The sequence below is a fragment of the Solicola gregarius genome, assembly GCF_025790165.1.
In the GTDB taxonomy this organism is placed as follows: domain Bacteria; phylum Actinomycetota; class Actinomycetes; order Propionibacteriales; family Nocardioidaceae; genus Solicola; species Solicola gregarius.
The window spans coordinates 442,077-456,549 of sequence record NZ_CP094970.1; the positions used below are offsets into that span (position 1 = coordinate 442,077).

At 68.3% G+C, this 14,473-nt stretch carries 15 protein-coding genes; 10 read left to right on the plus strand and 5 right to left on the minus strand.

Translation table 11 applies throughout. The features are described from left to right. Positions 1-103: 103 nt before the first annotated feature. The 3 genes from L0C25_RS02255 to L0C25_RS02265 are packed head-to-tail and all read left to right on the plus strand — an operon-like array spanning position 104 to position 3,768. A complete protein-coding gene (locus L0C25_RS02255; RefSeq protein WP_271634754.1) occupies positions 104-1,657 on the plus strand; it encodes a sugar ABC transporter ATP-binding protein in 1,554 nt (517 codons plus the stop codon). Then, positions 1,654-2,700: an ABC transporter permease gene (locus tag L0C25_RS02260; protein WP_271634755.1), complete on the plus strand. Its 1,047-nt coding sequence runs from the start codon at positions 1,654-1,656 to the stop codon at positions 2,698-2,700. Before L0C25_RS02255 ends, L0C25_RS02260 begins: the two co-directional genes overlap by 4 nt. 45 nt (positions 2,701-2,745) lie before the next feature. After that, entirely contained in the window at positions 2,746-3,768 is a 1,023-nt protein-coding gene (locus L0C25_RS02265) for a substrate-binding domain-containing protein (protein ID WP_271634756.1), read from the plus strand. A gap of 254 nt (positions 3,769-4,022) precedes the next feature. Here the strand turns inward: L0C25_RS02265 and L0C25_RS02270 are convergent, their stop codons facing one another. Continuing rightward, positions 4,023-5,018, minus strand: coding sequence for a LacI family DNA-binding transcriptional regulator (locus L0C25_RS02270; RefSeq protein ID WP_271634758.1), 996 nt, complete (start codon positions 5,016-5,018; stop codon positions 4,023-4,025). Positions 5,019-5,165: 147 nt separating this feature from the next. Here L0C25_RS02270 and L0C25_RS02275 point away from each other — a divergent pair, with 147 nt between their 5' ends. The 4 genes from L0C25_RS02275 to L0C25_RS02290 are packed head-to-tail and all read left to right on the plus strand — an operon-like array spanning position 5,166 to position 10,924. Next, positions 5,166-7,682, plus strand: coding sequence for a glycoside hydrolase family 172 protein (locus L0C25_RS02275; protein ID WP_271634759.1), 2,517 nt, complete (start codon positions 5,166-5,168; stop codon positions 7,680-7,682). Then, a complete protein-coding gene (locus L0C25_RS02280) occupies positions 7,679-9,367 on the plus strand; it encodes a glycoside hydrolase family protein (RefSeq protein ID WP_271634761.1) in 1,689 nt (562 codons plus the stop codon). Before L0C25_RS02275 ends, L0C25_RS02280 begins: the two co-directional genes overlap by 4 nt. 13 nt (positions 9,368-9,380) lie before the next feature. Further along, on the plus strand, positions 9,381-10,013 hold the full coding sequence (locus tag L0C25_RS02285; RefSeq protein ID WP_271634762.1) for a KpsF/GutQ family sugar-phosphate isomerase: 633 nt from the start codon (positions 9,381-9,383) through the stop codon (positions 10,011-10,013). A 17-nt stretch (positions 10,014-10,030) separates the two neighbouring features. Next, positions 10,031-10,924, plus strand: a complete 894-nt coding sequence (locus tag L0C25_RS02290) for a ribokinase (protein WP_271634763.1) — start codon at positions 10,031-10,033, stop codon at positions 10,922-10,924. 23 nt (positions 10,925-10,947) lie between these two features. Here the strand turns inward: L0C25_RS02290 and L0C25_RS02295 are convergent, their stop codons facing one another. Next, positions 10,948-11,304, minus strand: a complete 357-nt coding sequence (locus tag L0C25_RS02295; RefSeq protein ID WP_271634764.1) for a MerR family transcriptional regulator — start codon at positions 11,302-11,304, stop codon at positions 10,948-10,950. A 112-nt stretch (positions 11,305-11,416) separates the two neighbouring features. On the opposite strand from L0C25_RS02295, the gene L0C25_RS02300 reads away from it, so the two are divergent. The 3 genes from L0C25_RS02300 to L0C25_RS02310 all read left to right on the plus strand — a co-directional run bounded on the left by L0C25_RS02300 (position 11,417) and on the right by L0C25_RS02310 (position 12,625). After that, entirely contained in the window at positions 11,417-11,737 is a 321-nt protein-coding gene (locus L0C25_RS02300; protein WP_271634765.1) for a DMT family transporter, read from the plus strand. Positions 11,738-11,741: 4 nt separating this feature from the next. Continuing rightward, on the plus strand, positions 11,742-12,101 hold the full coding sequence (locus L0C25_RS02305; RefSeq protein WP_271634766.1) for a DMT family transporter: 360 nt from the start codon (positions 11,742-11,744) through the stop codon (positions 12,099-12,101). 299 nt (positions 12,102-12,400) lie between these two features. After that, positions 12,401-12,625 carry a hypothetical protein gene (locus L0C25_RS02310; protein WP_271634767.1) on the plus strand — a complete coding sequence of 75 codons (225 nt, stop codon included), beginning with the start codon at positions 12,401-12,403 and terminating at the stop codon, positions 12,623-12,625. Between the two features lie 63 nt (positions 12,626-12,688). Here L0C25_RS02310 and L0C25_RS02315 read toward each other — a convergent pair whose 3' ends face one another. The 3 genes from L0C25_RS02315 to meaB all read right to left on the minus strand — a co-directional run bounded on the left by L0C25_RS02315 (position 12,689) and on the right by meaB (position 14,473). After that, positions 12,689-13,219, minus strand: a complete 531-nt coding sequence (locus L0C25_RS02315) for a PH domain-containing protein (protein ID WP_271634768.1) — start codon at positions 13,217-13,219, stop codon at positions 12,689-12,691. 11 nt (positions 13,220-13,230) lie between these two features. Beyond that, positions 13,231-13,398: a hypothetical protein gene (locus tag L0C25_RS02320; protein ID WP_271634769.1), complete on the minus strand. Its 168-nt coding sequence runs from the start codon at positions 13,396-13,398 to the stop codon at positions 13,231-13,233. Positions 13,399-13,498: 100 nt separating this feature from the next. Further along, complete coding sequence (gene meaB, locus L0C25_RS02325) at positions 13,499-14,473, minus strand: methylmalonyl Co-A mutase-associated GTPase MeaB (protein WP_271634771.1); 975 nt, start codon at positions 14,471-14,473, stop codon at positions 13,499-13,501.

The following is a 14,473-nucleotide window of genomic DNA, read 5'->3' on the forward strand; positions in this document are numbered from 1 at the left end:
CACGATTCGCGGCGCCACCGTCTCGCGGTCGCTTGACAGGACAAATCGGACGGGCCTAGCCTCGGCACATTCTGAAATCGATTACACGCCGATTGAGGTATCGATGCCGACACGAGCCGACCCGGTCGCACTGTTGTCGATGTCGGACATCCAGAAGAGCTTCGGCGGCGTGCACGCCCTGCGTGGCGCGAGCCTGTGCGTGAGCGCCGGCGAGGTGCACGCGCTGCTCGGCGAGAACGGCGCCGGCAAGTCGACGCTGATGAATATCCTCTCGGGCGTCATACAGCCCGACGCCGGCACGATCGAGATCGATGGCCGGCCCGCCTCGTTCCACTCGCCCGCGGCATCGCAGGCGGCAGGCGTCGCGATGATCCACCAGGAGCTCGACCTGGTACCGCACCTCACCGTCGCCCAGAACCTCTTCCTCGGACGCGAGCCACGTACGCCGTTGCGCACGCTCGACGTCAAGGGCCTCGGCCGCAAGGCGCGCGGTCTGCTGGACGAGGTCGGGATCGACATCGCTCCCGGCCGCAGGCTGGGCTCGTTGCGGGTCGCCGAGCAGCAGATGGTCGCGATCGCCAAGGCGCTGTCCCTGGATGCCCGGATCCTGGTCATGGACGAACCGACATCCGCGCTGCCCGACAACGACGTCGACCGGCTGTTCGAGCTGCTCCCCCGGCTGCGCGAACACGGGGTCGGCATCGTCTTCATCTCCCACCGGATGGAGGAGATCGCCCGCATCGCCGACAACGGCACCGTCATGCGCGACGGCCGCGACGTCGGCAGCTTCGAGGTCGCACAGACCGATCCCGCCAAGGTGATCCAGCTGATGGTCGGCCAGCCGATCGAGCAGCTCTTCCCCGATCCCCGGCAGCCGCACGACGACGTACGCCTCGAGGTCCGCGACCTCACTGTTCCGGCCGGAGCCGCCGGTCGTACCGAGCCGCGGGGCATCGATCTGTCCGTACGAAGGGGCGAGATCCTCGGCCTCGCAGGGCTTCTCGGCGCCGGGCGTACCGAGCTGCTGGAGGCGCTGTTCGGCTGTGGACCGCATGGCACCACCGGCTCGGTGTCGATCGATGGGCGACGCGTACGCGCGGGCTCGCCGCGGGCCGCGATCCGGGCCGGCATCGGCCTGGTTCCCGAAGACCGGCGCGCCGACGGCCTCGTCACCGAGGAGTCCGTCGGCGCCAACATCCTGCTGACCGCCCTCGGCGACCTGGCGACCATGGGCATTCGTCGGCGTAGCGCCGAGACTCGGTCGGTCGACGAGTCCGTCGCGTCCTTGCACATCAAGACGACGAACGCCGCCGTCCGGGTCGGCACGCTGTCCGGCGGCAACCAGCAGAAGGTCGTGTTCGCACGCCAGCTGCTCAGCGGGCCGAAGGTGCTGCTGCTGGACGAGCCGACCCGCGGCGTCGACATCGGCGCGAAGGCCGAGATCTATCGCCTGCTGACCGGGCTGGCCGCGGACGGCGTCACGGTCGTGGTCGCCTCGTCCGAGCTCCCCGAGCTGCTCGGAATCTGTCACCGGATCGCCGTGCTGCGGCGGGGCCGGATCGTCGAACTACTGGACGCGGTCGATGCCACGTCCGAAAGCGTGCTGGCGGCCGCATCGCTCGAGCCGGCCGCCGAACCCCAGCCGGAGGCCTCATGACCACCGATACCGTCGCGCCCGCGCCCCAGCCGCCTGAGCCGGAGCGTACGACCAAGCGACGGTTCGTCATCCCGGAGCGCTTCTTCACGTTGCAGAGCTACGTCGCGCTCGCGCTCGTCTTCGTCCTGTCCGTGGCGATCTCGCCGCGGCGGGGCGGCGAGATCCTGTTCCTCGACACCGACAACCTGCTGGAGATCCTGCGGCAGGTGTCCGAGATCGGCATCATCGCGGTCGGCATGACGTTCGTCATCCTGATCGCGGGCATCGACCTGTCGGTCGGTGCCGTGCTCGGACTCGCGTCGACCGGTGTCGCCTCGCTCCTCGTCATCGACGGGTACGGGGTGCTGCCGGCCGTGCTGCTGATCCTGGTGATCGGGCTCGCGTTCGGCGCCGTGCAAGGCACCTTGACGACGTTCCTCGGCATCCAGGCGTTCATCGTGACCCTCGCGGGCATGCAGGTCGCCCGCGGGCTCGCCCGGATCTGGTCCGACGGCCAGGTCATCGGCATCGCGTACGGCGGCGGTGAGGGCACCGTGCCGGACGGCTTCGAGCTGCTCGACTCACGTACGTTCAACGGGACGATCCCGATTCCCGCACTGATCTTCGTCGGCGTCGCGATCATCGCGCTGCTGGTCGTGCGCTACACCGTCTTCGCCCGACACGTGTACGCGATCGGCGGCAACGAACGCGCGGCGCGGCTCTCCGGCATTCCCGTCGCTCGCGTGAAGATCACCGTGTTCGCGATCGCCGGCCTGCTCTCTGCCCTTGCCGGCATCATCCACGCCGGCCAGTACAACCAGGGGGATCCGAACGCCGGCATCGAGTACGAGCTGGACGCGATCGCGGCCGTCGTCATCGGCGGTACGAGCCTGATGGGTGGCGTCGGCAGCGTCGCCGGAACGCTCGCCGGCGCACTGCTGCTCGGAATCCTGAACAACATCCTGCTTCTGAAGAACATCGACTCCGACGTCCAGCTACTGATCAAGGGACTCATCATCGTGGCCGCCGCCGGCATCCAGGTCTTCCGGCCACAGCAGCGCTGAACGCCGACGCGGCGCTCACCCGGCAAACCCAGAAAGGAACCCACCATGTCTCACCTCCTCCCGAGGTCGCGAGGCCTCGCGGCGCTGGCGACGATCGGCGCGACCGCGGCGCTTGCCCTGACCGCGTGCGGCACGGAGTCGGACGCCCCGTCCGGTGACGAGCCCGCATCGCAGGCCGAGTGCCAAGGCCCCGATGGCGACTACCTGATCGGCATGAGCCAGGCGAACAACGCCGAGCCGTACCGCGTACAGATGAACGACGACATCGAGGCCGCGGCGAAGGAGGTCGACCAGTTCGACGTCAAGATCGCCGACGCCGCTCAAGACAGCGCCACGCAGGTGTCGCAGGTGCAGAACTTCATCACCCAGAAGGTCGACCTGCTGATCATCAGCCCGAACGAGGCCGCTCCGCTCACCTCGGTCGTCGCGGACGCGTACAACCAGGGGATCCCGGTGATCGTGCTCGACCGTAAGGTCGAGGGCGACGCGTACACACAGTGGATCGGCGCGGACAACGAGGAGATCGGAAAGCGAGCGGGCGAGTTCGTCGCCAAGGAGCTGCTGCCCGACGGCGGCAACGTGGTCGAGATCCGCGGGCTCTCCGGGTCGACGCCGGCCAAGGAGCGCGAGGACGGCTTCGCGAAAGGCATCGCCGGCAACCCCGATATCAAGATCATCGACAAGGGCGACGGTGACTGGCTGCTCGAGGACGGCCAGGCCGAGGCACAGGCCATGTTCAAGGCACACGACGACATCGACGTCGTGTACTCGCACAACGACCCGATGGGTCAGGGCGCCGCGGCCGCAGCCGAGGACGCGGGCGTCAAGGACCAGATCGACATCCTCGGGATCGACGGTCTGCCCATTCCGGCGGGTGGCCTGAAGTCGGTCGAGACCGGCGAGCTGACCGCGACGTTCGTCTACCCGACCGGCGGCAAGGAGGCGGTCGACACCGCCAAGCAGATCCTGATCGACTGCGAGGACGTACCCAAGACCGTCACGCTCGAGACCGAGCAGGTCACCAAGGAGAACGCCGCGCAGATCTACGAGCAGAACTCGACGGAGTAAGCGGTCTCAGCGGACAGAGACATCTCGCCGCTTCGGCTCGGGCACGCGATCGTCGTTCCGCGTGCTGTGGCTGGGAAAAGACGCCGCGACGGAGAAGGTGCTTACCAGGTGGCGGTTTCCTGCCGGCTGGCCCGTTCCGGTCCACAATTTGGACTGCCAAGCGCACTGGAAACCCGGCGGCGCACTGGGCCGAAGCGGCGAGCTGCCGCACACGTAACGAACGGCCAGCCGCGAACGAGGAACCTCCGAGCGAGCTAGCGGATCGAGCTCTCGCGGACGTGTAGCGTCGGCGAGAGCACGATCGTGCGCGAGATCGCGGTGTCGCCGGCGATCCGCGCCGACAGCGCTCGGCCCGCCTCGCGGCCCATCTCGTACGTCGGCTGGGCGACCGTTGTGAGCTGCGGTCGGGTCAGGTCGGCCCACGGCAGATGGTCGAAACCGACGAGCGCCATGTCCTGCGGGATCTTGACGTCTCGGTCGACGAGCGCGGACAGCGCGCCGACGGTCATCAGGTTGTTCGCGACGAACAGCCCGTCGGGTGGGTCGGCGAGCTCGGCGAGTCGGCTCGCACCGTCGCGACCGCCGTCCTCCTTGAAGTTCTCGCGCAGTACGAGGGCGTCGTCGACGTCGATGTCGCGGGCGCGATGCGCACCGAGGAACCCCTGCAGCCGCTGGTACGCCGTCGTCGTGCGCGTCGGCCCGGTGATGCACGCGACGCGGCGGCAGCCCTGGTCGAGCAGGTGCCCGGTGCCGAGCTGGGCTCCCCGCGCGTTATCGACCATGACCGTGTCGACGTCGTCGCGTTCGAGACGCCGGTCGACCGCGACGACCGGGATGCCGCGATCAATCAGCGGTGAGAGGTCGCTGTCGGCCTCGGACGCCGCGGCGATGATCACGCCCGCCATCTGCTCGTCGAGCGCAACGTCGACGTACCGGCGTTCCTTCTCGAGGTTCTCGTCGCTGTTGCAGAGCACCAGCGAGTAGCCCTCCTCATGCGCAGCGTCCTCCATGCCCCGGACCATCGCGGTGAAGAACGGGTTGCCGACGTCGGGAATGATGACGCCCCACACCGTCGTGCCGCGGCGCCGGAGGTTGCGCGCCACCGCGTTCCGCCTGTAATCGAGTTCCTCGACGGCAAGTCGTACGCGCTCGGTGAGATCGGGCGAGACCTCCGTCTGCCCGTTGAGCACGCGCGAGACGGTAGCGGCCGAAACGCCCGCACGGCGGGCGACATCGTGAATTGTCGGCACGGAGACCTCCTGACTCCTGCCCCGATCATAGGCCTCCGTTCGACCGCTCGGGTCCGAACAAACGTGCCGCCGGGCCTTGCATTGAGGCGCAGATGATGCTTGGCTCTGAAATCGATTACACCACGAGCCCCCAACCGGGAGGACCCGATGTCACCCAGCGCGTCGACCCCGTCCGTACGTCTGGCCGCACGTCTGGCCGCGATCACCGTGGCACTCGGCGCCGCGGTCGCCATGGCCGCGCCGGTCGCGGCGCATCCGCCGCGTCCGGAAATCGATGCCACCCCGACCGTCGGCTGGCAGACGTACGGCTCGCTCGATCGGCTCCCGTATCTCGACCAGGGCACGCAGACCCTGCAGTCGTCGAGCTACGACCGCACCGGGGGCAATGACGACGGGTTCGAGGGCACGTACTCGTGCCTGCGCGAAACCGACGCGGGCTGTGTGATCGCCGAGGACAGCGGTCCGGGCGAGATCGACGCCATCTGGTTCACCCGCGACGAGGGCGTTGTCGCCAAGACCGGCAACCTCCGCATCGAGCTCGACGGCGAGACCGTGCTCGACGCGCCGTTGCAGGACATCGTGGACGGCAAGCTCGGGGCGCCGTACGTGTTCCCGCTGGTGGCGCACGGCCGGCAGAGCTCGGGCGGCGTGACGATCAAGGTGCCGATGCCGTATCGCGAGTCCATGCGCGTCACGACCACGAAGAACCCGCTCTTCCACCACGTCTCGTACCGTACGTTCGCAAGTGCCGACGGCATCGAGACGTTCGACCCGGACGACGTGCCGGCCGACGTGATCGAGACGCTGCAGGCGTTCGGGACGGCCGACCCGAAGCCGCGGGCCGGGAACGCGACGACCCAGGACACCGAGTTCGACCTGGCACCGGGTGAGCGGACGAGTCTCGGTTCCCTGCGCGGCGCCGGCACGATCGACGAACTGCGCGTACGTATCCCGCAGATCGAGGGCATCCCCGACGACCTCTACATCACCGACGACGGCAGGGCGTTCAAGGGTGGCAGCACGTTCACGGTCGCGATCGACCCGGACAACGAGGGCGTCGAGATCACCAAGCGAGCCGACACGCTGATCGGCAACCAGAAGTCGAAGCTGATCGTCGAGGGCGAGGACGTCGGCACCTGGGAGACGACGGAACCGACCGGCGGCCAGTGGGCGGACCAGACGATCGAGGTCCCGGCGTCGATCACGGCCGGGAAGTCGAAGCTGACCGTACGTAACGAGTTCGTCGGTAGCGACCTCGACGTGAACGAGTTCCGCTACTGGGTCGACTCGGTGAAGGGCGGCGAGCCGACCCGCACCGACACCGTCGACATCGGGCCCAGCGACGCGGGGCAGGAGAGCGAGAAGGCGCACGACTACAAGATCGAGGACCAGGTGTGGGAGGGGTACCACACCTACACCTACCCGATCGATCCCGCGCTGGAGAAGCGCCTCGCGAGGTCCGACCGCCTGCTGCGCAAGCTGCGGGTGCAGCTGGCGTTCGACGGTCGGCGTACGGTCGACGCACCGCTCGGCGAGTTCTTCGGCTCCGGGCTCGGCGAGTCCGAGGTCACGTCGCTGATGTACGCGATGCAGACCGACGACAAGGGCTCGTACTTCGCCTGGTGGCCGATGCCCTATGGTCATGCGGCGAAGGTCGAGCTGGTCAACCGGTCTCGGCAGACGGTCGAGGGTGCCGATGCCTCGGTCACCTCTCATCGAGACGCCGCCGTGCGCGGGAGCCTGTCGGGCAAGCGGCCGACGATGGGCTACTTCAACGCCACCAGCAAGCGCTCGCACACCACCAAGGACGCCGACTGGCGCTTCCTCGACGTACGCGGGCACGGCCGGTTCGTCGGCGTCAACCACACGATGACCGGGCTGATCCGCGAGGGCAACATCCGCAACTACCTCGAGGGCGACGAGCGGGTGTACGTCGACGGCGCGAAGTCCCCGTCGATCTACGGCACCGGCTCGGAGGACTTCTACGAGGCCGGCTGGTACTTCAACGGCGGGGCGTTCTCCAACCCGATGAACGGTGCGCCGCTGATGAAGACGAAGTCGTTCGGATGCGAGTTCCAGTGCGACTCCGCGTACCGGCTGATGCTCGCCGAGGGCGTCGACTTCACGTCGTCGCTGCGGTTCGGTATCGAGCACGGACCGGCCGCCGAGGAGCCGGCGATCTACGGGTCGACCGCGTTCTGGTACGGCCACCAGGGCGACCGCCGCTCGCGTGTCGTCGACACCATCGACATCGGCAACCGGCGAAGCGAGCGTGCCCACGACTATCGCGGCGGCGGTGGCGTCAACCGCCTCACGTCCGTCTACGAGGGTGACGACGACACCGTCGAGGTCACCGACAAGACTCGGGCCGCACGGAAGGCCGTCTCGTTCACGGTGACCGTGCCGCGGTCGAACGACGGTGTACGCATCCGCCGCACCAGCGACCAGCTGAACGCGTACCAGAGCGTCGACGTCACCGTGAACGGCGAACCTGTCGGCACCTGGCTGCAGCCGCGGGGCAACAAGAGCCAACGCTGGCTGCAGGACTCGTTCGCGGTTCCGGCGGAGGTGTCACGGGGCGAGCGCACGCTGCACGTGACGCTGCGGCGTACCGACGGCGCACCAAAGTGGTCGGCCGCGAGGTACGAGGTGAGTTACGAATGAGATTGCGACGACTACGGTGGCGCGCCGTACTTGCGATCCTGACCGTTGTCTCCGCCGCGGCCACCGTCACGGCACCGGCGGCGACATCGGCCGATCGACCAGCGAGCGGAGAGCGTACGGCGAAGGTCGTGCAGAAGCCGTACGAGCGGGTCGACCGCGGCGTCGGGGCCGGCGAGCGTTTCCGCATCTACGACCCCTCGGTCGGCGAGTCGAAGCAGTGGTACATCAACGACCACACCTTCGTACAAGGCCCCGACGGCACCTGGCACATGTTCGGCATCACCCACGAGGAGCCGGCGAACCCGCTCGACGAGACGTACTTCGCGCATGCGACCGCCGACTCCCTGACGCAGGAGCAGTGGGTCAAGCAGGAGCCGGTGATGCACGCCGACCCCGACAGCGGCGAGACCCACGTCTGGGCGCCGTACGTGATGGAGCACGACGGCACGTACTACATGTTCTACGCGGGCGGCACGGATGACCACGAGCGCTATCGCATGCAGCTCGCCACCTCGACCGACCTCTACCACTGGGAGCGGCACCCGGAGAACCCGCTGTTCACCGACGGGTACGACGCTCGCGATCCGATGGTGCTGCGCGTCGGCGACCAGTGGGTCATGTACTACACGGCGAACAGCCGGCCGGACGGCGGCCACCACATCGTCGCGTACCGGACCAGCGACGACCTCGTGCACTGGAGCGAGCGCGGGGTCGCTCTGAAGCATCCGGTGACGGGAACGTTCGGCGGCCCGACCGAGTCGCCGTACGTCGTGCAGGACGGCGATGACTACTACCTCTCGACCTGCTGCACGTCGAACTACACCGATACCCGCGTCTACCACAGCAACGACCCGCTGCACTTCGACGTCTCCGACGAGGTCGGCCAGATCGACGAGCATGCGTCCGAGATCGTGCGCGACGGCGACGACCTCTACGTCAGCGGTGCCGGATGGGGGCAGGGCGGCCTGTACCTGCGGCCCCTCGATCTCGACAAGGAACTGGTCACCGAAGGGCGAATCATCAAGACGGGCGGGTATCGCCTCGACCTGCAGACCGCACCACACGCCAGCATCCGGTCGATGGACGTACGCGCCCGGGGTGGCTGGCGGCGGGTGCTGAACGACGACTTCCGGGCCACCGCGCCCTACCTCGCGGTCGGCAACTTCGGCAGCACCGACCCGGCCGGGAAGCCGCGCCGGGTCGCGGTGCGTAAGGACGGCAGGCGATTGGCGCTGCGCGGCGTACCCCTCGGTGACGAGCCGGCGCGGGTCGACTGGCGATTCCGGTTCTCCCCGAGCACTTCGACATGTCCGCCGACTGGCATGTCAACGGCCGCCCGCATGCGCCGGTGTGGGAGGTCGCCATGCCCATCGACACGGCGCTGCCGCGGGTCGGCGACGACGAGAACGTCGACCGCGACACAGGTGACGTCCCCGGGTTCCCGCGCTTCGCGCTCGCCAGCTCGCGACGCGCGACGCTCGCCGCCGCGTACCTGCGCGACTCTGCGTGGCGCCGCGACAACGGGTTCGTCAACCGTCCGGTGGGCGCCTTCGTCTGGCAGGCGCTGTGGACCGAGGGTGGCGAACAGATGGCCCGTACGACCTACCCGGGCGGCACCTGGCGAATCGGCGCGACACCGCGCGGCCGCGACCGCGCGCTCGGCGAGCGGCTCTACCGTTCCCTGAATGCGGGGACTCGATGACCGACGATCCCCTCATTGCCATTGCGCGCGAAACGCTGCTGACCGAGGCGTCGGCGATCAAGGCGACCGCCGAGGAGCTCGGGCCCGACTTCCGGAAGGCGATCGACCTCCTCGCCTCGGCATCCGGGCGGGTCGTGGTGACGGGCCTGGGCAAGTCCGGGCACATCGGGCACAAGATGGCGGCGACGTTCGCGAGCACCGGTACGCCGTCGGTGTACGTCCACGCGACGGAGGCGCTCCACGGCGACTCGGGCATGGTGCAGGCCGGCGACGCGACCATCGCGATCTCCAACTCCGGTACGACGGCCGAGGTGGTCGACTTCGCGGCTCACCTGCACGCGCGGGGCATCCCGATCGTGGCGATGACGGCCGGTGGAGCGGAGTCTCCCCTCGGCCGGGTCGCCACCGTCGTGCTCGACACGCGCGTCGAGCGCGAGGCCGATCCGCTCGGCCTCGCGCCGACGACGTCGACCACGGTGACGCTGAGCCTCGGAGACGCGCTCGCGGCGGCGTTGATGACGCTGAGCGCCTTCACGCACTCCGACTTCCGCTCGTACCACCCGGGCGGCTCGCTCGGCGCTCAGCTCGCCACGCACGACGACGCCGACCCGGAGGGAACACCGGAGTGACACAAGGTTCTGTATGCGTGCTCGGGTCGTTCATGATGGACCTCATCACCCGGGCACCGAGGAGACCCGTTGCCGGCGAGACCCTGATCGGCACCGGCTTCTCCCAGCATCTCGGTGGCAAGGGCCTCAACCAGGCCGTTGCCGCGGCACGCTCGGGCGCCCACGTACGCATGATCGGTGCGGTCGGCGACGACGACTACGGCCGACAGTTCCTCCAGCGTCTCGACGACGAGCGCATCGACGGCGCCCGGGTGATGACGACGGCCCGCGGTACCGGGGTCGGGCTGCCGCTCGTCGAGCCCGGCGGTGAGAACTCGATCGTGGTCGTGCCGCGTGCCAACCTCGCGATCACGCCCGAGGACGTCCGGGCGGCCGCCTCGATGTTGCAGTCGTCCGACGTGGTGCTGTTGCAGCAGGAGCTCCCTCTCGACGCGATCGCGGAGGCCGCACGGATCGCACATGACGCCGGCGTGACCGTCATGCTCAACCCGGCGCCGGTGCTCGAGGGCACCCGCGGGCTGAGCGGACTCGTCGACATCCTGGTGCCCAACGAACCCGAGGCGCGCTCGCTCACGAACGACCCGAGCGGTACGGCGGAGGCCGTCGGCAAGGCACTGCTCGACGAGTGGGACCTCGGCAGGGTCGTGCTGACCCTCGGCCCCGCAGGTGCGCTCGTCGTCGACCGCGACGGCGCCACCCCCGTACGCGCGCACGCCGTCGATGCGGTCGACACCGTCGGTGCGGGAGACGCGTTCTGCGGCAGCCTGGCCGCCGGTCTCGCGCGCGGAGACGAGTTCCCGTCGGCCGTGCGGTACGCGAACGTCGCGGCCGCCCTCTCGGTGACGCGCGCGGGTGGAGCGGACTCGGTGCCTACGTACGCCGAGGTGAGTGAACTGATGTCTGGTGACTAACTTCTATGGCTGAGGTTGGCGCGCTATGACTGAGACGTTGGTGCGGATTCCCGGCGCAGCGCCCGCAGCGTGTCGAGCTCTCGGTCGATGTCGCGGCGTTTCGCTTCGAGCCGCTCCACCTCGTGCGCGAGTAGCTGCCCCATCACATCGGTTCGCTCCTCCGGCGGTGCCTCGAGGCACGGCAGCAACTGGCTGATCGTGGCGCTGCGCAGGCCGGCGGCGAAGAGGTGTTGAATCATTACGACCCGTTCGACCGCTGAGTCGTCGAAGTCTCGCCAGCCACTGGCAGTGCGCTCGGATCGGATCAGTCCCTGCTCCTCGTAGTACCGCAGGGACCGCGGGCTCACCCCGCTGGCGTGTCCGAGCTCACCGATGCGCACTGCCCCTCCTCAACTTGTACCGGGCGCTCCCACTATTGCACCTGACACCAGTGTCAGGTTGCACGGTGGATCAGTCGCACCCACCCGGGTGTCGAAGGACAAGGAGGTTGAAGTGCACTGGATACACCTCGGCATTGCCGTCGTCTTCGAGATCACCGTCGCCATCGCGGCCAGTCGGGCGCACGGCTTCACCCATCGCGGGTGGACCGCCGCGACCCTCGCCAGCGGTGGCATCGCCACGTACTTCCTGAGCAGGGCATTGCTGACCTTCGACGTCGGCACCGGGTACGCCATGTGGACGTCTATCGCGGGTGTCGGCATCAGCCTTCTCGGAGCCCTGCTCTTCGGCCAGCGACTCGACTGGCGCAAGGCGCTCGGGATCGCCATAGTCATCGGCGGAGTGGTCGGCCTCCAGCTCAGCGGGGGCGCGTGAGCACATGTCGACGATCACCCGTACCCGCTCCGGCACGAACGCGTGGGTCGTGCTGCTCCTCGCTGGACTCTTCGAGGTCGGCTACGCGCTGTCCGTCGGTGGCAGCGACGGCTTCACCGTTCTGTCGTGGTCGCTCGTCGCGGTTGTGTTCTTCCTGCTCACGCTGTACGCCCTCAGCGTCGCGCTGCGCACCATCGACGTCGGGATCGGCTACGCAGTATGGGCCGGCATCGGGGCGGCCGGTGCAGCACTGCTCGGACCAATGTTCTTCAACGAGAGCCTGAGCCTCGCGAAGGTCGGCTGGCTCAGCGTCGTCATCGCCGGTGTCGTCTGGCTCAAGCTCGCCGACGGGACGTCCGACTAGTGTTGCGTCTCCAAAGCGGCCAGGTTCGGATGACACGACGTCCAACGCCTCCCGGAAACCGGCCGGTCGGTGGGTCGCGTCATGGCGCGTTCCGGCCGCGCGGGCAACGCTATTCGGGCAGACCCGGCGTCGCCGTTATGCGGCGTTGTTGTGTGCGGTCCAGTCAAGGGGTCGGGTGTCGAGGCGGGTGGTCGTGCCGGCGGTGACTGCGTAGTGCCGGCCTCGCGGGCCTGCACCTCGGACATCTCACGGGTCGCGGCCGCCACCTCCCGCAACCGTCGTAGGTCGAGGCGTCCGTCTTGCAGCGCCAGATAGAGCATCGGGAGGCGGCAGGTGATGTCGAGTACGTCGGCGACCTCGCAGATCGTGAACTCGGGGATCTCGGGTGTGCCGTCGCCGCCGTAGCCATGGATGCGCTCGGCACCTGGCGACAGTGGCCCACCCGCCGACCGGTCGGCGTCGGTTGCGGCGTCGTTCAGATAGGTGGCGGGGTGTTCGACACCATCGGGTCGAACGGTCGGTGAGGGTGAAGGAATCTGCCTTTGGCTCGGACGGTGCGGCCAAACGCAGATTCCTTCGTCGCCGCCCTAGATGCCCTGCTTGGGGCCGCGCAGGCCGGAACGCTGGACGACGCTCTGGATCGTGAGGTTTCGCGCATCGGGATCGCCGATCGCGCGGATGTCACGCAGGCCCTGCTCCTGCGCGGCGGACTCGAACACGAAGTGCCCGTAGCCGAGAATGCGGCCGATGAACGGCTTGTTGACCGTGATGTCGAGGATTCGCGCGATCGGCATCGTTGCGACCTTCTGGGTGAAGACGCCGCTCGCGCGGAACACGCGCATGTTCGTGATCACGAACAGGTCCATGTGCTCACGCATCATGCGGTATCCGCCGAACAGCAGCAGCCCGAAACCGACGAGCAGGAAGAACCAGCCGAGCTCGATCGGGCCGATGACGGCGACCACGAGCGCGACCACCCCACCGAGCAGGAAGACGATGCCGCGGATGTACGCGACCCAGTGATGCTCGACGATGTCGATCACGTGCTCGCCCTCGTCGGCCAACAGGTGTTGTTGGATCTTCTGTTCGGGTAGCAGCCCCAGGAGATGGCGGAGCACGAGGACTTAGCTCACGACGCGAGACGCTCGAAGAAGTTCACGACCTGGTTGAAGCCCTCAACGATCGCATCCACGATGCCCTGGAGGAAGTCAGCCGACTGACCTGGGCGGGTGAACAGGTAGTACAGCAAGAAGCCCACGATCAGGATCAAGATCGCTTTCTTGATGAGGCCGTTCATAGCTCCAGTCCAGGTCCGTGCGTGAACACAAGTGTGCACGCTCTTTATAGCGAGATCGCTCCGCCACACCGTTCAGGCGCGCCGCGCGTACCGAATGCGATCAGGTGTCCCTGTGCATGACGGCCTCGAGAAGTACGTCGGCTGCGGAGTACGGGTCGCTCTCGCGTGCGAGCACCGAGTGTGCCAGGTCGTCCATGTCGCGGCCAACATTGACACGCGCGAGCCGGGACCGCAATGACGCAAGGGCAATCGCCTCGATCTCGTCTCGTGTACGCCGGGCTCGCCGGCGTTGCAGCTCGCCGTGGGTATCCAGCCAACGGTGATGCGCGTCCACCCGCGCGGCGACCTCGTCGACGCCCTCCCCCGTGTTGGCCGTCGTCAGCAGGATCGGTGGTTTCCACGCCTCGGTCGGCCGCGAGCTCGGGGCGAGCATGGTGCGCAGGTCGCGGCGTACCTCGCTCGCACCCTCGCGATCGGCCTTGTTGACCACATAGATGTCGCCGATCTCGAGGATGCCGGCCTTGGCCGCCTGGACTCCGTCACCCATGCCCGGAGCCAGCAGCACGATCGTCGTGTCGGCGAGCCCGGCGACCTCGATCTCCGACTGGCCGACGCCGACGGTCTCGACGATCACGGTGTCGCACCCCGCGGCGTCGAGAACCCGCAGTGCCTGCGGCGTCGCCAGCGACAGCCCGCCGAGCTGGCCACGCGTCGCCATGGAGCGTACGAAGACGTCGGGGTCGGTCGCGTGGACCTGCATTCGGATCCGGTCACCGAGCAGAGCTCCACCGGAGAAGGGCGACGACGGGTCGACGGCGAGTACGCCAACGCGATGGCCTGCCCCGCGGAGCGCAGACACCAACGCCGACGTGGACGTGGACTTCCCGACGCCGGGCGCCCCGGTCACCCCGACCACGTGGGCCCGCCCCGCATGGGGAGCGAGCAACGCCGTGATCTCGCGCAGCAGCGGGGACTCCTGCTCTACGAGCGTGATCAGCCGGCCGACGGCGCGCGCGTCGCCGGTACGCGCCCGCTCGACCAGATCCGCGACGTCGGGCACCTGCCCTCCGGGCAT